At 58.5% G+C, this 22,811-nt stretch carries 22 protein-coding genes and 1 pseudogene; 13 read left to right on the forward strand and 10 right to left on the reverse strand.

Annotated elements, in window-relative coordinates; translation table 11 throughout:
* Positions 1–130 precede the first annotated feature (130 nt).
* The 4 genes from U6037_RS18065 to U6037_RS18080 all read left to right on the forward strand — a co-directional run bounded on the left by U6037_RS18065 (position 131) and on the right by U6037_RS18080 (position 6,330).
* Positions 131–4,984 (forward strand): RHS repeat-associated core domain-containing protein, encoded by a 4,854-nt coding sequence (locus U6037_RS18065; protein WP_322844013.1) that lies wholly within the window; start codon positions 131–133, stop codon positions 4,982–4,984.
* The gene (locus U6037_RS18070) at positions 4,981–5,367 is read left to right on the forward strand and encodes a hypothetical protein (protein ID WP_322844014.1); all 387 of its coding nucleotides are present in this window, start codon (positions 4,981–4,983) and stop codon (positions 5,365–5,367) included. Before U6037_RS18065 ends, U6037_RS18070 begins: the two co-directional genes overlap by 4 nt.
* A gap of 62 nt (positions 5,368–5,429) precedes the next feature.
* Complete coding sequence (locus tag U6037_RS18075) at positions 5,430–5,822, forward strand: hypothetical protein (RefSeq protein ID WP_322844015.1); 393 nt, start codon at positions 5,430–5,432, stop codon at positions 5,820–5,822.
* 103 nt (positions 5,823–5,925) lie between these two features.
* Positions 5,926–6,330: a hypothetical protein gene (locus U6037_RS18080; protein WP_322844016.1), complete on the forward strand. Its 405-nt coding sequence runs from the start codon at positions 5,926–5,928 to the stop codon at positions 6,328–6,330.
* Between the two features lie 355 nt (positions 6,331–6,685).
* On the opposite strand, the pseudogene U6037_RS18085 reads toward U6037_RS18080, so the two are convergent.
* From U6037_RS18085 to U6037_RS18095, 3 genes and pseudogenes are all read right to left on the reverse strand, one after another.
* Positions 6,686–7,687, reverse strand: a pseudogene (locus U6037_RS18085) (chitinase); the annotation flags it as partial.
* Between the two features lie 43 nt (positions 7,688–7,730).
* Positions 7,731–8,366: a lytic polysaccharide monooxygenase auxiliary activity family 9 protein gene (locus U6037_RS18090; protein ID WP_150751079.1), complete on the reverse strand. Its 636-nt coding sequence runs from the start codon at positions 8,364–8,366 to the stop codon at positions 7,731–7,733.
* Between the two features lie 221 nt (positions 8,367–8,587).
* A complete protein-coding gene (locus U6037_RS18095; RefSeq protein WP_322844017.1) occupies positions 8,588–9,025 on the reverse strand; it encodes a hemerythrin domain-containing protein in 438 nt (145 codons plus the stop codon).
* 148 nt (positions 9,026–9,173) lie between these two features.
* Between U6037_RS18095 and U6037_RS18100 the strand changes: the two genes are divergently transcribed.
* Entirely contained in the window at positions 9,174–9,599 is a 426-nt protein-coding gene (locus tag U6037_RS18100; RefSeq protein ID WP_322844018.1) for a GNAT family N-acetyltransferase, read from the forward strand.
* Between the two features lie 117 nt (positions 9,600–9,716).
* Here the strand turns inward: U6037_RS18100 and U6037_RS18105 are convergent, their stop codons facing one another.
* Positions 9,717–10,067: a hypothetical protein gene (locus U6037_RS18105; protein ID WP_322844019.1), complete on the reverse strand. Its 351-nt coding sequence runs from the start codon at positions 10,065–10,067 to the stop codon at positions 9,717–9,719.
* Positions 10,068–10,201: 134 nt separating this feature from the next.
* Here U6037_RS18105 and U6037_RS18110 point away from each other — a divergent pair, with 134 nt between their 5' ends.
* From U6037_RS18110 to U6037_RS18145, 8 genes are all read left to right on the forward strand, one after another.
* Positions 10,202–10,531: a DUF6388 family protein gene (locus U6037_RS18110; RefSeq protein ID WP_322844020.1), complete on the forward strand. Its 330-nt coding sequence runs from the start codon at positions 10,202–10,204 to the stop codon at positions 10,529–10,531.
* Between the two features lie 25 nt (positions 10,532–10,556).
* Entirely contained in the window at positions 10,557–11,261 is a 705-nt protein-coding gene (locus U6037_RS18115) for a YoaK family protein (protein ID WP_322844021.1), read from the forward strand.
* Between the two features lie 200 nt (positions 11,262–11,461).
* Positions 11,462–11,854, forward strand: a complete 393-nt coding sequence (tusD, locus tag U6037_RS18120) for a sulfurtransferase complex subunit TusD (protein ID WP_322844022.1) — start codon at positions 11,462–11,464, stop codon at positions 11,852–11,854.
* A 1-nt stretch (position 11,855) separates the two neighbouring features.
* Entirely contained in the window at positions 11,856–12,212 is a 357-nt protein-coding gene (tusC, locus tag U6037_RS18125) for a sulfurtransferase complex subunit TusC (protein WP_322844023.1), read from the forward strand.
* Positions 12,212–12,505, forward strand: coding sequence for a sulfurtransferase complex subunit TusB (gene tusB / locus U6037_RS18130; protein ID WP_322844024.1), 294 nt, complete (start codon positions 12,212–12,214; stop codon positions 12,503–12,505). The genes tusC and tusB overlap by 1 nt, the downstream gene beginning before the upstream one ends.
* Positions 12,502–12,837, forward strand: coding sequence for a TusE/DsrC/DsvC family sulfur relay protein (locus U6037_RS18135; RefSeq protein WP_322844025.1), 336 nt, complete (start codon positions 12,502–12,504; stop codon positions 12,835–12,837). The genes tusB and U6037_RS18135 overlap by 4 nt, the downstream gene beginning before the upstream one ends.
* Positions 12,834–13,835 carry a glycosyl transferase family protein gene (locus U6037_RS18140; protein ID WP_322844026.1) on the forward strand — a complete coding sequence of 334 codons (1,002 nt, stop codon included), beginning with the start codon at positions 12,834–12,836 and terminating at the stop codon, positions 13,833–13,835. Before U6037_RS18135 ends, U6037_RS18140 begins: the two co-directional genes overlap by 4 nt.
* 91 nt (positions 13,836–13,926) lie before the next feature.
* Positions 13,927–14,928, forward strand: coding sequence for a glutathione S-transferase family protein (locus tag U6037_RS18145; protein ID WP_322844027.1), 1,002 nt, complete (start codon positions 13,927–13,929; stop codon positions 14,926–14,928).
* A 94-nt stretch (positions 14,929–15,022) separates the two neighbouring features.
* Here U6037_RS18145 and cysG read toward each other — a convergent pair whose 3' ends face one another.
* The 6 genes from cysG to U6037_RS18175 form a co-directional block, all read right to left on the reverse strand.
* A complete protein-coding gene (gene cysG, locus U6037_RS18150; RefSeq protein ID WP_127928925.1) occupies positions 15,023–16,417 on the reverse strand; it encodes a siroheme synthase CysG in 1,395 nt (464 codons plus the stop codon).
* The gene (serS, locus tag U6037_RS18155) at positions 16,418–17,698 is read right to left on the reverse strand and encodes a serine--tRNA ligase (RefSeq protein ID WP_007908080.1); all 1,281 of its coding nucleotides are present in this window, start codon (positions 17,696–17,698) and stop codon (positions 16,418–16,420) included.
* Positions 17,699–17,713: 15 nt separating this feature from the next.
* Positions 17,714–18,088, reverse strand: coding sequence for a fluoride efflux transporter CrcB (gene crcB, locus U6037_RS18160; RefSeq protein WP_064390665.1), 375 nt, complete (start codon positions 18,086–18,088; stop codon positions 17,714–17,716).
* Entirely contained in the window at positions 18,088–19,410 is a 1,323-nt protein-coding gene (locus tag U6037_RS18165; RefSeq protein WP_034155144.1) for a replication-associated recombination protein A, read from the reverse strand. Before U6037_RS18165 ends, crcB begins: the two co-directional genes overlap by 1 nt.
* A 141-nt stretch (positions 19,411–19,551) precedes the next feature.
* Positions 19,552–20,172, reverse strand: a complete 621-nt coding sequence (gene lolA, locus U6037_RS18170) for an outer membrane lipoprotein chaperone LolA (RefSeq protein WP_322844028.1) — start codon at positions 20,170–20,172, stop codon at positions 19,552–19,554.
* A 67-nt stretch (positions 20,173–20,239) separates the two neighbouring features.
* Positions 20,240–22,648, reverse strand: a complete 2,409-nt coding sequence (locus U6037_RS18175) for a DNA translocase FtsK (protein ID WP_150775028.1) — start codon at positions 22,646–22,648, stop codon at positions 20,240–20,242.
* Between the last annotated feature and the right edge of the window lie 163 nt (positions 22,649–22,811).

Here is a 22,811-nt window from a genome sequence, read left to right on the forward strand (position 1 = left end):
ATACGAAACCCTATACCGCCCTACAAACTATGTCGAAATATCCTACAGATAACGCCTACTCGCCCGACTTCTTTCCCGATTGATCCCCCGCAAAGTCCGCGCACCTTTTTGATGTGCGCGAGAACTGCGAATGCTTCCAACCGATCGGCTTCTGGCCCTGAACAACAGCATCGGCCTGCTCGTTGTTGCTGCTTTGAATCCCGACGAGCCGGATTTTGACAACCTGATCCGCGAGTTCCGCCTGTGCCTGAACCACTACGACGCCTGGGCCGAGCAGTTCTGGACAGGCACCGCGCTGGATGTCGAGCAGGTGTTCACGGTCGGCAACGATGTGCGCCTCAGCGCGCCGATCAAGTCGCGCCAACCGCTCAGCTCATCGGTGGTCATGTGCTCGGCCAGCGGGTCGCTGACGCTGGTGCACATGTTCGAGGCCGCGCGGTTCGTGCCGATCGGCGACACGCCGGTGACGCTCGAACCAGTGCTTGCCGATGTCGGCGGCGTGCTGACTTTCGGCGAAGCGCTGCATTACACCATCGGCCCCAGCGGCATTCTGCAAGTGACCGACTGCGATCGGGGCCAGCGTTATCGCATCACCTTCTTTCCCGATGTGTCCACCGACCATGTGCGTGCTCTGTATGCCTCTTATGAAGGTGTCATTGCAGGCCTGGAAGGCTGGCTGCGCGCTGAGTGGACAGGGTTTCAACCCCAGTGGACGGAGTTTTCCAGCGCCGGATTTCTTGAGCGTTACGGTCAGCTGCAACAGGCCGACTGGCGTGGGTTCGAGAAAGCCCTGAACGGCGTCTGGGATGACATCAAACAGGTATTCGCGCTGCTCGCCGACTTGCAGGCCAACAGTGAAAAATTGCTGGAATACCTCAGCGAGGCCGAGCTTGAGGCGTTATTGAATGCCTCCAGCGAGGCCATCGCCAACGGTCTGCTGATCCTCAGTGACGAGCCACTGCTGTTCATTCATCTGGCCGCGTTCACCAGTTGGCTGAAGATGCTGCCGCCGCAGTATCTGGCTGAAGTGGTGGCCGAGGTGCGGGTCGAACTGCTGATCAGTTTTCTGCTGATGGGGTTGTCGGGCGGCGTCGGCGTGCCGGTGTGCTTGAGCAGCAAGGTGCTGGCGAAGGTCAAGTCGCCCCGCGCGCGGGAATGGCTGGCGGCGTCGGCGTTGCGCTTGGCCGAACTGACGTCCTCGGCGGATTTGACGCGGCATGCCAGCGCTTTGAAGCCGCTGATGCTCAATGTGCGTGACGTTGAGTTGAAACCGACACCGTCGATACCGCTGAACATTCGTCAGACCGATTCGCTGGTGTTGACGGTGCCGAATCCGGCGCCTGTTGTGCGGGACAAGTCTGGCGCTTCGAGCCGGATCGAGCGGCATGAGCCGCATGACGACTCGCCGGATCAGGCGAAAAATCCCAACGGTGACAGCGCCGATTGCGTGCCCTTTACCTGCACCAATGGTTGTCCGGTGTCGATGGTTACTGGCGAAGAGCTGCTGACCCTCACTGATGCCGTGCTCGATGGCGTGTTGGCGTTTGAGTTCACCCGGTTGTATCGCTCGAGCGCCGTCGAGATTGATCTTGGGTTGGGGTTTGGCTGGAGCCATTCGCTGGCGCATCGGCTGGTCTTTGAAGGCGACTTTGTTGTCTGGGTTGACCATGAAAACCGGCGTACTCGCTTCCCGTTGCCCAGTGTTGTACGACCGGCGATTCACAACAGCCTGTCGCGGGCGGCGATTTTTCTGGGTGATGAGCCGGAAGAGCTGATCCTGGCGCTGGCCGGGGACACGGCGCGGTTTTATCACTTTCGTGCGGGACGGCTGACGGCGATCAGCGATGCCTATGGCAATCGTCTGACGGTGCAGCGCGATCGGTCTGACCGGGTGCAGCGACTGGACAACGGTGCCGGGCGTTCGCTGTTGTTGCGTTATGACCGGGCGCAGTTGCTGGGTGTCGATTATCAGGTGTTTCGCGACGGTGCCTGGGGCACCGAACAGGCGCTGGTCAGTTACCGCTACGACGCCTACCGGCACCTGATCGAAGCGACCAACGCCGTCGGTGACAGCGAGCGTTACGACTACGACGACGCCCACGTAATCCTGCAGCGGCAACTGGCCGGCGGCGCGAGTTTTTTCTGGGAGTGGGAGCGGTCAGGCAAGGCTGCCCGTTGCGTGCGCCACTGGGCGTCGTTCTCGCAGATGAACACGCGTTACGTCTGGAGCGACGACGGCAGTGTCGCGGTGCATTACGTCGATGGCACTGAAGAAACGTACGTCCACGACGAGCGTGCGCGACTCGTACGTAAAGCCTCGGCGGACGGTGGCGAGCAGCTCAAGGCGTATGACGATGCCGGGCGCTTGATCGCCGAGCAAGATGCGTTAGGCGCCGTCACCGAATACCGCTACGACGAGGTCGGACGGCTGATTGCGCTGATTCCTGCTGCTGACGCGCCCACGTCCTACGAGTATCGCAACGGTTTCCTGCACAAACGCACTCGCGGCGACGCGGTGTGGATCTACCGGCGCAATGCCGAGGGCGATGTCACTGAAGCGGTCGACCCCGATGGCCAGGTCACCCATTACTACTACGACACCCGGGGTCAGTTGCTGTCGATCCGTTATCCGGACAGCAGCCGCCATCGTCTGGTCTGGAACAGCCTCGGCCAGTTGACCGAAGAAACCTTGCCCGGCGGCGGCGTGCGGCGCTTTTCCTACGACGCGCTGGGGCGACGGACCACCACCGCCGACGAACACGCTGCAGTCACCCGTCAGCATTGGGACGCCGTCGGCCGACTGATCCAGACGACATTTCCTGACGGTGCGACCCGCGCCTACAGCTACGGCGCCTACGGTCAGGTCACCGCCGAGCGCGATGAACTGGGGCGCATCACCCGCTACGAATACGACGACGATCTGCATCTGGTCTCACGGCGAATCAACCCCGACGGCACGCGGGTGCAGTACCGCTACGACCATGCGCAACTGCTGCTTACCGAGATTGAAAACGAGTCCGGGGAAAAATACCGGCTGGACTACACGCCGACCGGGCTGATCCGTCAGGAAAGCGGTTTTGACGGCCGCCGCACGGCGTACGCCTATGACCTCAACGGCCATCTGCTGGAGAAGACCGAGTTCGGCGATGACGGCTCGCAACTGGTCACCGCTTATGAGCGCGATGCTGCCGGCCGTCTGCTGGTCAAAAACCTGCCCGACGGCATCAAGGTCAGCTATCAATACGACCGCCTCGGTCGTTTGATTGGTGTCGACGATGGCCAGAACCATCCGCTGGCCTTCGAGTACGACCGCCAGGACCGCTTGATCACCGAACATCAGGGCTGGGGCACCCTGCGCTACCGCTACGACGCCTGCGGCCAGCTCAAGCGCATGCGTCTGCCGGACAACAGCGTGCTCGACTACCACCACGCCAAGGGCGGCGCGCTGACCGGCATCGACCTCAATGGCGCGGAGCTGAGCCGTCACGTCTACCAGTCAGGTCGTGAACAACGACGTCAGCAAGGCCTGCTGCTCAGCGAATATACCTACGACGATCAGGGACGATTACTCGCTCACGCCGTAGGCCATCAGCACGATTCGCTGTATCGCCGCGATTATGCCTACAGCGCCAACGGCAATCTCGCGCACATCGCCGACAGCCGCCACGGCCAGCGCACCTACGGCTACGACGCCCTCGACCGCCTCATCCGCGTGCGCCACTCACGCGACGAACTACCGGAAAGCTTCGCCCACGACCCGGCCGGCAACCTGCTGATGCAGGACCGCCCCGGCCCCAGCCAGATCAAGGGCAACCGCCTGCTGCTGCAGGGCGACCGCCACTATGACTACGATGCCTTCGGCAACCTGATCCGCGAACGTCGCGGCCGCGCGCAAACACTCGTTACCGAATATTGCTACGACAGCCAGCACCGCCTGATCGGCCTGACCCGCCCCGCCGGCCAAACCGCGTCCTATCAATACGACGCCTTTGGCCGACGCATCCGCAAAACCGTCGGCGACGTCATCACCGAATTCTTCTGGCAAGGCGACCACCTCGTCGCCGAAAGCAGCGAACACGAATACCGCAGCTACGTCTACGAACCCGGCACCTTCCGCCCGCTGGCGCTGCTCGACGGCAAAGGCCCGAAAAAAGCCTGCCCGTTCTACTACCAACTCGACCACCTCGGCACCCCGCAGGAGCTCACCGACTACAGCGGCGACATCGTCTGGTCCGCGCAATACGACGCCTACGGCAAAGTCGCCACGCTGACCCTGGCCGGTGACGACTACCTGAACCAGCCGTTGCGTTTTCAGGGGCAGTACTTCGATGGTGAAAGCGGCCTGCATTACAACCGGCACCGGTATTACGACCCAAGGCTGGGGCGGTATCTGACGCCGGATCCGATCAAATTGGCCGGTGGCTTGAATCAGTACCAGTACGTGCCGAATCCGACGGGGTGGGTGGATCCGTTGGGGTTGAATTCCAATTGTCCGCCGCCGAATAAGCCGGGCTGTGAAGTGCCGGGTGGCATTGGTGGGGCTAAGGTAGATGAAGGAGAGCCGGAGCGCCCAGCGCCGAAAGGTGGACAAGAATATCTGTACCGTGGAGACAAAACGGACCCCTCGGATATCTTCGTGAATGGTTTCAAAAGCAAGGGAGATAGCATGGATCTGATGCTTCATTCAATTGACAGCAACTTCCCACCAAGCGGCTTCATCAGTACCTCCCCCTCCAGAGATGTGGGAATAGAGTTTGCTACAGGTTTTTTCACAAGAACCGGCTTCCTTTACACCCTCAACAAAGTCCCAGGTCACGACCTGAAAAAAGAGCTCGGTTCCAGTTACAAGTTTGATAGAGAACAAGAGATTGCAATTCCCCGAGCAATCAAAAATGAAGACATCCTAGGTGCCACTATCATCACTGACGAAGGTAAAGAGTTCGGCTACTCCATCCCTAACCCACACAGGAAAACATACAAATGATTGCAAAATTCGAAATAACCATCAGCACTGGAAACATTACAAAAAAAACCGAGCTAATTTGCGATAACGAGGCGATATCGATAACCGCAACCTTAGAAGACGATAGCCCCACAACCTACATTGAAAGCAATTTTTACAAATGCTTCGGACTACTGCGTAAGGCCAACCCCCACATAACATTTTTTTGTAAGGGTGCGAAAATCAATGTTCACCCCTCAAGCATGTCCGCGCAAATGACTCTGGGCATGAAGGCATACGAACTAGAGGCAGGTAAGACGCCGTCCCTTGCCGACTTAGTTTTCATATTTGATCATGAGGAACAACAATTGACTAACGACCCGGAGGAGCAGCGCGTTTTCTACTTGAACTGGATAAAATCTTAAACCGAGAAATAAACCCTGAAAGGATTGTGGGAATTTTTGTCAAACAACAACAAAGGTCACGCATGAAAACGATATCTGTTGAGATCGTTATAGATCTGAAGCGAGAAACAGGAAATATTGTGATAGAACGAAAAACAAAAAGACTTACCTTCACTATGAAAGACGGTAAAACCAGCACACGCAGTGCTGCCGACTTGTATATTTGCTTCGGCCTAATCAGGGCAGACTTCCCCGACATCAAATTTCTATGCAAAGGCGCCAAAATAAATGTTCACCCTTCGCGTATGACATCACAAATGTCCACTGGCTTGGTCGCATACGAACTCACTAATGGCCAACCCACCGAAGAGTCTGACATTGTTCGCATCTTCGATTACGAGGACAACAATTTAACGAATGACCTTGAGGTTCAAAAAGCCTTTTACTTTCGCTGGATTAAATCTTTAAAGACTTAAAAAGAGAAATTCAACCCCGACACACATACCTGCACCGAATACTCAGCACCTACCAAGAAATACACCGCAGGCCTTTTTAACATACCCCTAAGAGAGAGCAATAATGGAGTACAGAAAAATATCACTTATCGTCGATGGCGCTAGAGAAGAGACCACTATTTATTACGACTCGATAAAAAGCACTATAAATTTCTCCATGCAAAATGGCTTCACCAAGACCGACGAGTCTACTGATCACTATCTATGCCTAGCAAAAATAAGACAGGATCACCCTGATGTTATTTTTATGTGCAAAGGGGCAAAACTAAACGTAACCCCATCAAGAATGTGCTCACAAATGAGTGGCGGCGTGATCGCTTACGAACTTAAGAATGGTAAGGCCGCAACTTTTGAAGACATTGTCCAAATATTTGATTACGAAGAAAATAACTTAGCAAAAAGCCTGGAGGAACAGCGCGAGTTTTACTACAAATGGCTAAACTCCCCTTTTGATGGTTCTGAGTTATAAATAATACCAGAAGCCTTTGTAAGATGAGCGGCTCAAATCACGCCCCTTAATTTGATAAATACATCGGCACGGTCGCATCATCCATCAGCGACCCCGGATCCTTGTTCCCCGAATCATTTATAAACGACAGCCAACTCGGGACTCTCTCTTCCTTGCCTTCAGTTTTTCAGGTGTCACGGCAACCCTCATCATTTCCAAGGGGTGCAAACGTTCAAAAAACCCCAACAGCCAATCGTTCCAGCGTCTGACCGAAAAATAAGAAAAGCCCGGCAGCGCTACCGGGCTTCTTTATTTGCAACTACCGAGCGATGAGTGAACGCGTGTCATCGACAGCCTGCCCGGTGAAAGAGACCCCGTGAATCAACGGCCCATAACGCCGGCTGAATTCCCAGCTATACGGCACACGATCCTTGCTGGTGCCATTGTCCCAATTCACCGACCAGGTCATCAGGCCTTTGATCGGTATCCCCTTGATAGCCAGACGCTTGAGCACATTACCGACCACGGTTTTATCGATCACATAACCGGTGGCCGCCGCATCGTTGTTGGCGGGCAGGCCGATGACGAACTTGTCCGCCGGGATCCGGGTGAAGCCGCGCGTGCCGGTCACCAGACTCTCTGTCAGGTAGTAGAGGAAATCCTCTTTCAGCGGGTCGTTGTTCTGCGCAATCCACGCACCTGCGCCGTTGTTGGCTTCCGGTACCCAGACACCGTCTCCACCCTGGTTATAGAACTGCGGGGCGATAAAGTCGTAGTAGCCTTCCAGCGCTTGCAGGTAGCTTATGTATTTACCGGTGCTGGTCAGGTACGGGAACTCCGGGGCCATGCTGATGATGAAGTGTTTGCCCTGGCCTGCGTAGTGATCCTTGACCAGTTTCAGCGCAGCCGGGAGGACGGTCTTGTTGGCAGCGAAATCAATCGCGCTCTGTTCAAGATCGATGTCCAGTCCGTCGAAGCCGTAGGTTTCCACCAGACGGATGATTTCATTGGCCAATGGCTGTTCCTGGCCGCTGCGCAATTCGATGTGCGCATCGGCACCGCCGAGGGAGATCAGCACGGCCCGACCCTGACTGTTGAGCACGCCGACCTGGCGGCGGAACTCGGCATCGGACACGTTGAACGGCTTGAAGGTCGGAATGCCGCTGCCCTTCATGAAGGCCACTGCAACGACGTTGTACTCCTTGGGCACTTCCTCCAGCGAGAGGCTGGCAAAGCGGCCCTGGCGATAACCATCGCTCGCCCCCGCTGGCCAGTTGTGCCAGAAGCCCATGAGGATCTTTTTGCCGGCAATGCTCGGCATCAGCGAAGCGGCATCGCTCGCCGGGTTTTGCATTAAAGAAAAGTCGATATTTGACATGTTCTAATCCTTCAGAACGTGTGGGTTTGACGACGCAGCGCCGTTATTTGAAGTCGACGTCGAAGGCCTGATAGAAGGCGTTACCGGTGTTGGCAACGATCCACATCAGCACGATCACGTGATGGCCCCTCTTGTTGGCTGGCAGTTTCACCGCGTGATTGACCTTGGCCTTCAGCTCATTCGGATAGCTGTAATAAGGCACCTGAGTGTAGAAGTCCTCGAAAAACGGTTGCGCCTCCAGTTGCGCGCGGCTGATGCGTTGTTTCGGGTCCCAGCCATCCTTGGTGATCAGCCAGCGGTAGCCGCGGGTGGTGTGCGGCGCGGTGTATTCCCATTTGATTTCGAGGGTCTGCCCCGGCGTGACATTGAGCAGCGGCCAGGTGAACGGGCGAGCGAGTTTCTTGCTCATCTCTTCATTGGTGAAGTTCACGCAATCGCGGGCATCGTTCTTGCCGCCGCTGAGAATGTAGCCGTCGGCCGGTGGCGTGACACTGTCCGAGTCGCTCTGGTAAGGGGCCGGAAACGGCCCCGCTGCCAGTGCCGGGAAATTCTTCCCGCCTTCCATTTCGTTGACCTGCCAGGCGCCGAGCAATCCTTGCTCGATCGCCACCGCACCGCGGCTCGCAGGGGAGATGACACGACCGTGTCGCAGTTGGGTTTGTGCGTGTGGTTGATTCATGTTTTTCACTCCGTTGATTTAAGAACTCTCCTTTCCGAGGAGAGGCCTTCAAGCTAACGGAGACGGATTTTTTGTCCATCGGCGGTTTTGTCGCAGTCGACGGCCTCAAGACGTAAAAACACTGAAAATACTGGATGCATATACAGTCAATTACGATAACGCCCACCTGAGATGACGCCAAAAGATTACACGCCAATGCTGCAAAAACTGCCATTCAGTACTCACGGCAACTGTGCCTTGAACTCCTTTTCGTACTGTCCGGCGAGTTGTACTTTCTGTTTCTCGTTGAGCAATTTTCCGGCCATCTGGAAGAACTTCTGCTCTTCTTCCTTTAAATGATGATGAACCTTGTCCGAAAGCTTCTTCGCGGTTGCCAACCACGCCGGACTGGACATCTCGGTCTCGTCGAGTTCTTCCATCATCTCGTCCATTTCATGGTGTTCAGCGATGGCATGGCGGCTCAGATCGACGCCGTTATCGAACTCCATCAGTGGAATGTAGAAGTGACGTTCTTCGGCCGTTTCGTGTGCCTGGAGTTCTGCCTTGAGCTGTTTGTAAGCTTCGACCCGTTCCGGCGTATCGCCGCTGGTTTCGATCAAGGTCTTGGCGTAGCCACGCTGGCGGTCATGGCTTTCGCGAAGGGCTTCGAAAATATTCATGGGGGATCCTCATCAACCGCGTGCTGGAATGACGCTGTAAAGGCTAGACCCCGACGTAAGAGCGGCAGTTCCACCGGGTTGAAGAAGGGCTTGGAAGATGGCTGCGGGGCAGGATAGGCTGCAAATTCAAACCACAAGGAAGTCATGCATGAACCTGCGTATCGAGTTGTCGCAAAACTCAACAGAAGAAGAACGTCAGGCCATTTTGGCCCCCCTGCACGCCTATAACGTGGCCAAGGCCGGGATTGCTGTATCCGAGCCGCTCACCCTGCTGGTGCGTGACGATAACGACCAGATTCTGGGCGGACTTTACGGCCGTTTGGTCTGCCAATGGTTGTTCATCGATTTGCTGTCGGTGCCTGAAGCTGGCCGGGGTCAAGGTATTGGATCGAAGCTGATGCGCATGGCCGAAGAGCTGGCGCGTGAGAAAGGCTGCATCGGCGCATGGCTCGACACGTTCGACTTTCAGGCACCGGAGTTCTACAAGAAACTGGGGTATAGCCAGTTTGGGGAGATTGTCGATTATCCGCCGGGGCACAAACGGCACTTTTTCCAGAAGCGACTTGTAGGTTGAATATACCGGCCCCTTCGCGAGCAGGCTCGCTCCCACATTGGAACGCATTGCGAAATGTGGGAGCGAGCCTGCTCCGGGCGGCGTTCCGACGAAGGTGGCAGCCGCTTCAGCGCATGATCAGAGGCAGGTCGCTAAAGCCGCCAACCGGCGCTTGGCGACAAAGTCATCCTTCTGCGCGTAGTAATTCAGCGTCGTGCCCGAAGCTTGAGTGATCACGTCGACAAACGACTCCGCCGAACGGGTATACACCGTCGTACCGCCCGATTTGCGCGGTTCCAGATACGCCGCCGCATCGACGCCGAATACCGCCTCGTCCTGCCAGCCGAACTGCACACACTGCGCCACGACTTTTTCGGCTTTGTCCGAAGTCAGTACTTTATAGGGGGCTTTGGTGCGAGCATCGTCCATCACCGAACCGGCGCAACCGGCCAGCAGCGTCGCCGCCAGCGCTACCATCAGAATTCGCATTGCATTCGCTCATTCAGAAAAAAGCGGACTGTATCACCGCAGCAGCAGAAATCGTTCTGCTTTACTGCATTTATAGCGCGACACGCGCGGGCCGCTGCGGCAACCTAAGGTCATCAGCCTCACAAGGAAAACACATGGCGCCTACCGACCAGCGACATGAACATGCCCTGAAAGTGTTTCTCGACGCGCGTCCCGAACTGCGCGAAACCCTCGACCACCTCAACCCGTTGCTGGCCCAGGCCAAAGGCGAAACGCAGGCGCAGTATCGTGAAGAACGACTGCATGAAGCGTTTGAGGCCGAGGCGGAAAGTCTCGGTCTGTTCGCCTGGGAGTTGACCTTGCAACTGACCGCTGATTCGCCTGAGGAGTATCAGGCGCAGCGCCTGGACGTACATCGTGAAGTCGCGGAGATGGCCGGAATGGATTGGCTGGAATATTGCGATCTGTATGGCATAGAACCGTAACCACCGCGAAAGGACACCGCCACTCATGCTGCCATCCGTCTCGACTCACCGCGCCAGCCCCGGCCATCTGCACACGCAGAAGTGGCGCGGGCGGGTGGGTCTGGCACTGGTGGCCAGCCTCTCGGTACTGGCCGGAATGACCGACGCCATCGGCTTTATGGCCAGCGGCGACTTCGTCTCGTTCATGAGCGGCAACACCACTCGACTCGCTGTGGCGATCAGTGATGGCGATGTCGGGCTGACCGTGCGTCTGGTGATTCTCGTCGCAACTTTCGTTGTCGGTAATGCTTTGGGTGTTGTAGTTGCGCGCTTGGGTGGACGCCGGGCGCTGCCGCTGCTGCTATGTATCGCTACCCTGCTGTGCGCAGCGGCGGTCTGGCCATTCGACACGCAACTGCCGGCGCTGATGGCGGCAATTATTGCGATGGGCATGCTCAATGCGGCGGTCGAAGAGGTAAACGGCTTGCCGGTCGGGCTCACTTACGTGACTGGCGCATTGTCGCGATTCGGCCGTGGATTGGGTCGCTGGATGCTTGGCGAACGGCGCAGCGGCTGGCGGGTGCAACTGGTGCCATGGAGCGGGATGTTTATCGGCGCGATTCTGGGGGCGGTACTGGAACATCATCTGGGGCTCAAAGCGATGTTCGTCAGCGGGTTGCTGGCCGCGATGATCGGGCTGCTCTCCCTGAAAATCCCGCGGCGCTGGCAGTTGGGTTACATGCCTCGCTAATAAACGCCTTCCCCGGTTTCCCTGTAGGAGCTGTCGAGTGAAACGAGGCTGCGATCTGTTGATCTTGTTTTTCAGAATCAAGATCAACAGATCGCAGCGTGCCGCAGCTCCTACAGAGATCGTGCTTCCCTGTAAGCGCTGCGATCCTTTGCGGTCTGCAATGCTTTATCATGGCCGCAGTTTTGCTGATCGAGTCCGTCATGAAGTTCGCCATTGCGCTGTTTTCCGCCGCCCATGCGCCCTCCTCGCGCCGCGCCCTGCTGTTTGCGCAGGCTGCGCTGGCCGGCGGGCATGAGATTGTCCGGCTGTTTTTCTATCAGGACGGCGTCTATAACGCCTCGGATGCGGTCGTCACTCCGCAGGACGAACTGGACCTGCCCAAACAATGGCGCGCGTTCATCAGCGAACAGAAGCTGGACGGTGTGGTGTGCATCGCTGCGGCCCTGCGCCGTGGTGCGCTGAATGCTGAAGAAGCCAAGCGCTATCAGCGTGACGCCGTCTCCGTCAGTGCGCCGTGGGAATTGTCCGGTCTCGGCCAGTTGCATGACGCAGTACAAGATGCCGATCGCCTGATCTGCTTCGGAGGTGCGTGAGATGGCTAAATCCCTGTTGCTCATCAGCCGCCAATCACCGTGGTCTGGCCCCGGTGCCCGCGAAGCGCTGGACATTGTGCTGGCCGGCGGCGCGTTCGATCTACCGATCGGTTTGCTGTTTCTCGATGACGGCGTGCTGCAACTCAGCGCCGGGCAAAACGCCAAGGCCCTGCAGCAGAAAGACCTCAGCGCCAACCTGCAGGCGCTGCCGATGTTTGGTGTCGAAGAGCTGTTCTATTGCGCCGACAGCGCCATCACTCGCGGCCTGAACAATCTGTCGCTGGACGAAGCACAGCCGCTGGCCGCCGAGCAAATCACCGCCCTTATTGACCGTTACGACCAGGTGATCACCCTCTGATGTCGACTTTGCATGTGTTGTCTCATTCCCCGTTCGGCGATGCTCGCCTGAGCAGTTGTCTGCGCCTGATCGGCACCGCTGATGCCCTGCTGCTGTCCGGCGACGCGGTCTATGCATTGCAAGCGGGCACCGCACCGTTTAGCGCATTGCAAAGCTGCCAGATCAAATTGTTCGTTCTGGCCGAGGATGCCCAGGCGCGCGCCATCGCAGTGCCGAACTGGGCCGAAGCCATCGATTATCCCGCCTTCGTCGAACTGTCGATTCACCACGACAAGGTCAACAGCTGGCTATGAACTCCATGACCGTCGGCGCCCGCGCCATCGAACTGGACAAGGACGGCTTCCTCGCCGACCTGAGTGACTGGTCGACAGACGTCGCCAGCGCCCTCGCCGCCGCCGAAGACATCGAGTTGACGCCCGAGCACTGGGAAGTCCTCGAACTGCTGCGCAGCTTCTACGAAGAATTCCAGCTATCCCCGGCCACCCGACCGCTGATCAAGTACACCGCGTTGAAACTCGGCCCGGACAAAGGCAACAGCCTGCACCTGAACCGACTGTTCAAAGGCACCCCTGCCAAACTCGCCGCGAAACTGGCGGGCCTGCCCAAACCGACGAATTGCTTATGACCGATTTTCCAGCGCTGACTCTAGAAACGCCCGCCGAACACCCGTTCGCCCAATTCGTGCGAATTCTCGGCAAGGGCAAACGCGGCGCCCGTGATTTAACGCGCGAAGAAGCCCGGGAAGCCATGGGCATGGTGCTTGACGACAAGGTTGAAGACACCCAGCTCGGCGCTTTCCTGATGTTGCTGCGACACAAGGAAGAAAGCGCCGAGGAGATGGCCGGGTTCAGCGAAGCCCTGCGCGCACGTTTGCAGGCACCCACATTGAACGTCGATCTGGACTGGCCGACTTACGCTGGCAAGAAGCGCCATCTGCCGTGGTATCTGCTGGCGGCCAAGTGTCTGGCACAGAACGGCGTGCGCATTTTCATGCACGGCGGCGGCGCACACACGGCCGGGCGGTTGTACAGCGAGCAACTGCTTGGTGAGTTGAACATTCCGTTGTGCCGCACCTGGCAGCAGGTCGGCACAGCGCTGGACAACGGCGGACTGGCATTCATGCCGCTGGTGGACTGGGCGCCGCAGTTGCAGAACATGATCGACCTGCGCAACACCCTGGGCCTGCGTTCGCCGATCCATTCCCTGGCGCGGATTCTCAATCCGTTGGGCGCACGCTGCGGCCTGCAAAGTATTTTCCACCCCGGCTATCAGGCGGTGCACCGTGATGCCAGCGGCCTGCTCGGCGACACGGCCATTGTGGTCAAGGGTGATGGCGGCGAAATCGAGATCAACCCGGATGCCGACAGCCACCTCTACGGCACCACCGGTGGCGAGAGCTGGGACGAGGAATGGCCGCAATTGTCGGCGCAACGCCACGTCAAACCGGCGACCCTCGACGTTGAACATTTGAAAGCCGTATGGCGCGGCGACGTGGTCGACAGTTACCCGCAAATGGCCCTGATTGCGACGATGGCACTGGCCTTGCGCGGCCTCGGCCAGCCCCGCGAACAAGCCTTCGCAACCGCCGAGCAATACTGGGCCGCGCGGAACAAATCGATTTAACCGATCATTCACGCCCGATCTTTGCGCTTTTTGTTCGAACTCATCGGAATAGACTCGACTCCAACGATTATTGGTTTACGGAGTCTTGATCATGGGTTTACTCGTCGATGGCCGCTGGCAGGACAAGTGGTACGAAAGCAGCAAGGACGGCGCGTTCCAGCGTGAACAGGCCAAACGCCGCAACTGGGTCACCGCAGATGGCCAGCCCGGCCCGAGCGGTGAATGCGGTTTTGCCGCTGAAGCCGGGCGCTATCACCTCTACGTTTCTCTCGCCTGTCCATGGGCGCATCGCACCCTGATCCTGCGCAAGCTCAAAGGTCTGGAAGGTCTGATCGACGTTTCGGTAGTCAGCTGGTTGATGCTGGAGAACGGCTGGACCTTCGACAAAGCACTTGGCTCGACGGGCGACAAGCTTGATGGCTTTGAATTCATGCATCAGCGCTACACCGCCGACACTGCCGACTACACCGGCCGCGTTACTGTGCCAGTGCTGTGGGACAAGAAGCTCAAACGCATTGTGAGCAATGAATCGGCGGAAATCATCCGCATGTTCAACAGCGCGTTTGATGATCTGACCGGCAATGATCTGGATTTCTACCCCGCGCCATTACGCGGCGAGATTGATGCGCTGAACGAGCGGATCTATCCGGCGGTAAACAACGGTGTCTATCGCGCAGGCTTCGCGACCTCGCAACAGGCTTATGAAGAAGCGTTCGATGAGGTGTTTGCCGAGCTGGATCATCTGGAGCGGGTGCTGGGCGCCAATCGCTACTTGTCGGGTGAGTACCTGACCGAAGCCGATATCCGCTTGTTCACTACAATGATTCGGTTTGACGCGGTGTACCACGGCCACTTCAAGTGCAACCTGCGGCGGATTGCCGATTACCCGAATCTCTCGAACTGGCTGCGTGAGGTGTATCAGTTGCCGGGGATTGCCGAGACGGTGGATTTCCAGCACATCAAGAATCACTACTACGGCAGTCACAAGACGATCAATCCGACTGGGGTTGTGCCGAAGGGGCCGGAGCAGGATTTCACAGCGGCCCATGATCGGGCGCGGTTGGCTGGGAAAGGGGTTTGGTTGAAGGGTTAATAGCAAAAAGCAAAAGATCGCAGCCTTCGGCAGCTCCTACAGGGAACGCATTCTCATGTAGGAGCTGCCGAAGGCTGCGATCTTTTGATCTGACTTAGACTTGCGCCTGAGCCCCTTCGAACCACGCCAGCTTCTCGCGCAGTTGCACCACTTCACCAACGATCACCAGTGTCGGCGCATGCACTTCATGCTCCGCCACCAATCGCGGCAGATCGGCCAGCGTGCCGGTGAAGACTCGCTGATTGACCGTGGTGCCCTGCTGAATCAACGCCGCCGGGGTATCCGCTGAACGACCATGTTTGATCAGTTGTTCGCAAATGACCGGCAAGCCGACCAGGCCCATATAGAACACCAGCGTCTGCGCCGGGGCGACAAGGTCGGCCCATGGCAGATCGGTGGAACCGTCCTTCAAATGCCCGGTGACAAAACGCACCGACTGCGCGTAATCACGATGCGTCAGCGGAATCCCGGCATACGCCGCACAACCGCTGGCCGCGGTGATACCTGGCACGACCTGAAACGGAATGCCGTGAGCAGCCAGCTCTTCGATCTCTTCGCCACCACGGCCAAAGATAAACGGATCGCCGCCCTTCAACCGCACCACGCGCTTGCCGGCCTTGGCCAGATCGACCAGTTGCTGGTTGATCTGATCCTGCGGCACGGCGTGATCAGACCGACGCTTGCCAACGTAGACCCGCTCGGCATCACGACGACACAGCTCAAGAATCGCAGGTGCAACCAAACGGTCGTAGAGCACCACGTCGGCTTGCTGCATCAGACGCAACGCCTTGAAGGTCAGCAGATCCGGATCGCCCGGCCCTGCCCCGACCAGATAAACCTCGCCAGTCGTGACCATGGCTTCGCCATCGATCTTGGCTTGCAGCAGACGCTCGGCTTCGGCGCCCTGCCCGGCCAGCTGTCGATCAGCAATCGGCCCTTGAAACACGTCTTCCCAGAAGCCACGACGCTGCTGCACATCCGGAAACAGGCTTTTCACCTGATTGCGGAAACGCGCGGCGAGTCCGGCCAACTGACCGTAAGTCGACGGAATCCAGGTTTCGATCTTGGCGCGAATCAACCGCGCCAGCACGGGCGCATCGCCGCCGCTGGACACGGCAATGATCAGCGGCGAGCGATCGACGATCGCCGGGAAGATCACGCTGCACAAGGCAGGCGCATCGACCACGTTGACCGGCACGCAGCGCTTGTGAGCATCGGTGGAAACTTGTGCGTTCAGCGTCTCATCGTCGGTGGCGGCAATGATCAGCCCGCAACCGTCCAGATCCGCCTCAACGTAACCGCGCAACAGGCATTCACCGCCAGAGGCAGTAACCAGTTCACGCAGTTGCGTTTCGATTTCAGGTGCGACCACCCGCAGTAGCGCACCGGCATCGGCCAGCAGGCGGGATTTGCGCAAGGCAATTTCCCCCCCACCGACGACCAACACACGACTGCCGCGCAGGTTGTGAAACAGCGGCAGATATTTCATTTAGCCGATGACCTCAAGGCCACCCATGTACGGCTTCAGCACGTCCGGCACACGGATCGAACCGTCGGCCTGCTGGTAGTTTTCCAGCACGGCAACCAGCGTACGGCCGACTGCCAGACCCGAACCGTTCAAAGTGTGTACCAGCTCAGGCTTGCCGGTTTCCGGGTTACGGAAACGCGCTTGCATACGACGGGCCTGGAAGTCGCCGCAGTTCGAGCACGACGAGATTTCGCGGTACTTGTCCTGGCTCGGGATCCACACTTCGAGGTCATAAGTCTTGACTGCGCTGAAGCCCATGTCGCCGGTGCACAGCGCCAGCGTGCGGTAAGGCAGGCCGAGCAGTTGCAGGACTTTTTCGGCGTTGGCGGTCAGGCCTTCCAGCGCTTCCATCGAGGTCGACGGCTCAACGATCTGGACCATTTCAACCTTGTCGAACTGGTGCTGACGAATCATGCCGCGAGTGTCACGACCCGATGCGCCGGCTTCACTGCGGAAGCACGGAGTATGGGCAACGAACTTGATCGGCAGCAGTTTCGAGTCGACGATTTCGCCGGCAACGATGTTGGTCAGCGACACTTCGGCAGTCGGGATCAAGTACAGATCGGCTTCGCCTTCGCGAGCGATCTTGAACAGGTCTTCTTCGAACTTCGGCAGTTGACCGGTGCCTTGCAGCGCCGGGGCCTGAACCAGATAAGGCGTGTAGGCCTCTTCGTAGCCGTGCTCGTTGACGTGCAGGTTGATCATGAACTGCGCCAGTGCGCGGTGCAGACGGGCGATCGGGCCACGCAACAGGGCGAAACGCGCGCCGGACAGTTTGGCGGCGGTTTCAAAGTCCAGCCAGCCGAACTTCTCGCCCAGCGCCACGTGGTCTTTCACTTCGAAATCGAATGCAGTCGGCGTGCCCCAACGGCGCACTTCGACGTTGTCGTCTTCGTCTTTGCCGACCGGCACGGATTCGTGTGGCAGGTTCGGGATGCCGAGCAGGATCGAATCCAGTTCGGTCTGGATTGCGTCCAGTTCGACTTTACCGGCGCTCAGTTCGCCCGCCATGCGCTCGACGTCCGCCATCAACGGCGCGATGTCTTCGCCGCGCTGCTTGGCCTGACCGATGGATTTGGAACGCGCGTTACGCTCAGCCTGCAGTGCTTCGGTGCGGGTCTGGACGGTCTTGCGCTGTTCTTCCAGCGCTTCGATGCGCGCGGTATCCAGGGCAAAGCCACGGGAAGCCAGGCGGTCCGCTACGTCCTGAAGGTTGCTACGTAACAGTTTGGAATCGAGCATGTCGGTTTCTCGTTATCAAAGTTTGGTCAAAGACAGGCCAGCCCACGTCGCGAGCAGCCCGCCGAATACGCTGAGTGCCGCATAGCCCAGGGCCAGCGGCACTTGCCCGCTTTCCAGCAGGCGCACCGTATCCAGTGAAAAGGATGAAAAAGTCGTCAGCCCCCCGAGGAAGCCGACCATCAACCCGGCACGCACCTCGATCGGTACTTCCGGGCGTATCAAAAACAGGCCGTACAGCACGCCAATCAACAGACAGCCCACGATATTAACGGCCAGCGTCGCGGTATAGAAGTGCCGCGGCCAATTGGCGTTGACCCAATTGCCGGTGGCGAAGCGCAACAAGGTGCCAGCGACACCCCCGACGGAGACCGCAACAATCAATGGAAGCACTATTTTCTCCGCTGCCGAGGGCTTAAACGATCGAGTTGGGCGAGATGGTTGAGCTTCTCGCCGATCTTCAACTCCAGGCCGCGCGGCACCGGTTGGTAGAACGGAATGGGATCGAGCTCTTCCGGGAAATAGTCTTCGCCGGCGGCATAGGCGTCCGGCTCGTCATGGGCGTAGCGGTATTCGTCACCGTAGCCCAATTGTTTCATCAGTTTGGTCGGTGCGTTGCGCAAGTGCAGCGGCACTTCCAGCGAGCCGTTCTCAGCAGCGGCACGCAGAGCGGTTTTGAAGCCCATGTACACCGCATTGCTCTTCGGCGCGCAGGCCAGATAAGTAATGGCCTGGGCCACGGCCAACTCGCCTTCCGGACTGCCGAGGCGTTCCTGCACTTCCCACGCCGCGAGGCACAGGCTAAGGGCGCGCGGATCGGCGTTGCCGATGTCTTCGCTGGCCATGCGCACCACGCGCCGAGCCAGGTACAGCGGATCGCAACCGCCGTCGATCATCCGCGCGAACCAGTACAGCGCGCCGTCAGGGTTGGAGCCGCGCACCGACTTGTGCAGCGCCGAAATCTGGTCGTAGAACGCTTCGCCGCCCTTGTCGAAACGCCGACGCGTATCGCCGAGCAGGCTTTGCAGCAGTTCAGTGCCGATTTCGCTATTGTCTTCGGCCAGATCCGAGGCGTTTTCCAGCAGATTGAGCAAACGCCGGCCATCGCCATCGGCGGCCGACAGCAACATCTGGAAGCCTTCATCATTCAACGTCAGGTTGCGCTTGCCCAGGCCACGCTCTTCAGTGAGCGCACGGTGCACCAGTTTGCGCAGCGCCGCTTCGTCGAGGCTTTTCAGCACGTAGACGCGGGCGCGCGACAACAAGGCGTTGTTGAGTTCGAACGATGGGTTTTCGGTGGTGGCGCCGATGAAGATCAGCGTGCCGTCTTCAACGTACGGCAGGAACGCGTCCTGCTGGGACTTGTTGAAACGGTGCACTTCATCGACGAACAGAATCGTGCGCTTGCCGTACTGGCCGGCTTGCTGCTTGGCGATTTCAACAGCCTGACGGATCTCCTTGACCCCGGCGAGCACTGCCGAGACCGTTTCGAAGTGCGCATCGGAGACTTCCGCGAGCAATCGCGCCAGGGTGGTTTTACCCACGCCCGGCGGGCCCCAGAAGATCATCGAATGCAGGGCACCCTGCTCCAGCGCCTCACGCAGAGGCTTGCCGCGAGCGAGCACGTGCTCCTGACCGACGTACTCATCCAGATTGGTCGCGCGCAAACGCGCGGCCAGTGGCTGGGCAATCGGTGCACTGCGAAACAGATCCATCACGTAGCGTTGAAACCTCTATTTTGCCGATCATTGACCCTGTAGGAGTGAGCCTGCTCGCGATAGCGGTGGGTCAGACGATGAAGATGTGACTGACAAATCGAATCGCGAGCAGGCTCACTCCTACAAAGGGTTTCGTGTTTATTCCTGGATCACGTCCGCACCCTTGGGGATGTCGAACTTGAACTTCGATGCCGGTACAGGCTCGTTGGCCTTGACCCCGGTAAACAGGATGTTGGTCCGCTGGCCGACGCTGTCGATCAGTTGCATGTCATTGAGCAGACCGTTGCGGAACGACAGGCGCAGGTTGTCGAACAGGGTGTCCCTGGTTTTCGGCTTGAGGGTGAAGTCGATCACGCCGCCCGCCTCTTTCGCGCTGATGTCGAAGCTCTGGCTGATCTTTGACACATCACCGGACAGCAGCAGCGCCGGGGTCTGGGTCAGGCGCTCGTCGAGCTTCTTGATGGTTGCCTGCTCCAGATCCGGGTCCCACAGAGTGACTTTCTTGCCGTCGGAGACCATGGTCTGCTCGGCCGGCGCATTGGTGTGCCAGTAGAACAGGCCCGGACGCTGCAGGGTCATGTCGCCGGTGGTTTCCTGCAACTGCGTACCGCTGCCGTCGAGGGTCAGCTGCGAGAAGTTCGCGCTCAGGGTCTTGGATGTTTCCAGCAATTGGGTCAGACGCGCCACGTCCTTGTCATCGGCGTGGGCCGTGAGCGTGGTCAGCGCCAGTACTGGCAGCAGCATGCGGATAAGACGCATGGGAGTCCTCTTGAATACTCGTTGGGAGAGCGGCGGCACATCATTGTCCCGCCTCTTGCGTTTGCAATCAGTCGCGTACCGGGCCCGGGGCCAGGACTTCACGGGAACCGTTGGTGTTCATCGAGGTGACGACCCCGGCCATTTCCATGGCTTCGATCATCCGTGCGGCGCGGTTGTAGCCGATCTTCAACTTGCGCTGTACCGCGGAAATCGAGGCGCGACGACTTTCCAGCACGAACTGCACAGCTTCGTCATACAGCGCGTCGGCTTCCGGATCGTCGCCGTCGCCGCCACCGCTGCTGCCTTCAAAACCGCTGCCGGCTTCTTCGACACCGTTGAGGATGTCGTCGTTGTATTCCGGTGCGCCGCGCAGTTTCCACGCTTCTACCACACGGTGTACTTCATCGTCGGATACGAATGCACCGTGAACCCGGATCGGCAGGCTGGTGCCCGGCGGCATGTAAAGCATGTCACCGTGGCCGAGCAGTTGTTCGGCGCCACCCTGATCGATGATGGTGCGGGAGTCGATCTTGCTCGACACCTGGAACGCCATACGCGTCGGAATGTTGGCCTTGATCAGACCGGTGATCACGTCCACCGACGGCCGCTGGGTCGCGAGGATCAAGTGAATACCTGCCGCACGGGCCTTCTGGGCGATACGGGCGATCAGCTCTTCAACCTTTTTGCCGACGATCATCATCATGTCGGCGAATTCGTCGACCACCACGACGATCGTTGGCAATTTCTGCAGCAATGGTGCTTCGTCGTGGATGCTTTCGCGCTTGTACAGCGGATCGCTCAACGGCTCGCCGGCGTCCTGGGCTTCCTTGACCTTGGCGTTGAAGCCGGACAGGTTACGCACGCCCATCTTCGCCATCAGCTTGTAGCGGCGCTCCATCTCGGCCACGCTCCAGCGCAGGGCGTTGGCAGCATCTTTCATGTCGGTGACGACCGGGCACAGCAGGTGCGGAATGCCTTCGTAGATCGACAGTTCCAACATCTTCGGGTCGATCATGATCAGCTTGGCGTCTTCCGGGCCGGACTTGAATAGGATCGACAGGATCATCGCGTTCACACCCACCGACTTACCGGAACCGGTGGTACCGGCCACCAGCAAGTGCGGCATCTTCGCCAGGTCAGTGATCACCGGCTTACCACCGATGTCATGCCCCAGCGCCAGAGTGACCGGCGACTTGAAGTTGTCGTATTCAGGCGTCGACAGCACTTCGGAGAAGCGCACGATCTGCCGGTCTTCGTTGGGGATCTCGATACCGACGGTGGTCTTGCCCGGAATCACCTCGACCACCCGCACACTGGTCACGGCCAGCGAACGTGCAAGGTCTTTGGCCAGGTTGGCGATGCGGCTGACTTTGACGCCGGCGGCAGGCTGAATTTCGTAACGGGTAATCACCGGGCCCGGATGAATCGAATCCACCGTGACCTCGACACCGAACTCCTTGAGTTTGATCTCCAGCAAATGGCCGACCGCCGCCAGGGATTCTGGTGAGTAATTGAGTTGTTTCTTTTCCGCCGGATCAAGAATCGAGATCGGCGGCAAGGTACCTTCCACGGCGCTGTCGACGAACAACGGCACCTGTTTCTCTTTCTGCACGCGCTTGCTTGGCTCGGGCGCTTTGGCCGGGGCTGGCGCAATGACCGGCGGAACTTGTTTCTCGCGATCGGACATGTGCTTGCTGAGGGCTTGCTCACGTTCGATCAGGCGTTCTTTGACTTTGGCCTGCTCACGTTTGTCGGTGACCGTCGGCGCGACCACGTCATGCACACGGTCGTCGACTTCACGCAGTTGCGCGACCAGTTGCTTGCGCTCGGTACGCGCCGACCACCAGCGATTGAGGGCGCCCTGAAACAGTTCGAACAGGTCGAGGGTGATCTTGCCGGTGATGTCCATCACCTTGAACCACGACAGGTCGGTAAACACGGTCAGGCCGAACAGGAACAGCGCAATGAACAACAGCGTGCTGCCCTGAATGTTCAGTGCGTTCTTTGCCAGATTGCCGAGGCTCTCACCCAACGCGCCACCGGCACCCGCCGGCAGACCCGACGCTGCATGGAAATGCAGATGCGCCAGCGCCGCGCCGGACAGCACCAGAAACACCAGACCGATCAGGCGCCAGGAGAACAGCCAGCCGCTCCACTGCCACGGCTCATGACGCTGGCGGAAAATCTGCCAGGCCTTGATCGCCAGCAGCAACGGGAAGATGTAGGCGAAGTAACCCAGCACCATGAACAGGATATCAGCGCTGTAGGAGCCCGCCGGGCCGCCGAAATTCTGTACATCGTCGATCTTGCTGTTGTGGCTCCAGCCCGGATCGTCCTTGCCATAGGTCAGCAAAGCCATCATCAGGAACAGGCACAAGGCACCGATGGCGATCAATGCACCTTCCTTGAGCCGGTAGTGCAACTGTTGGCGCCAGAGCGGAACGACTGTTTTTGGTGCTTCGGTGGATTTCTTCAAAACGCTTCTTTTCCTGCGCCCGAGGCGCGTCCATCTATTGAATGACGATAAAAAACTGCCCAATCCAGGCAGGTAAAAAAGTGAACGAACGCAACTGAGACTACTTTTAACACTGTGCTGCCGGTTTTATAAAACACAGCGCACCACGAACATTCTGTTACAG

The organism is Pseudomonas sp. B33.4, from assembly GCF_034555375.1.
In the GTDB taxonomy this organism is placed as follows: domain Bacteria; phylum Pseudomonadota; class Gammaproteobacteria; order Pseudomonadales; family Pseudomonadaceae; genus Aquipseudomonas.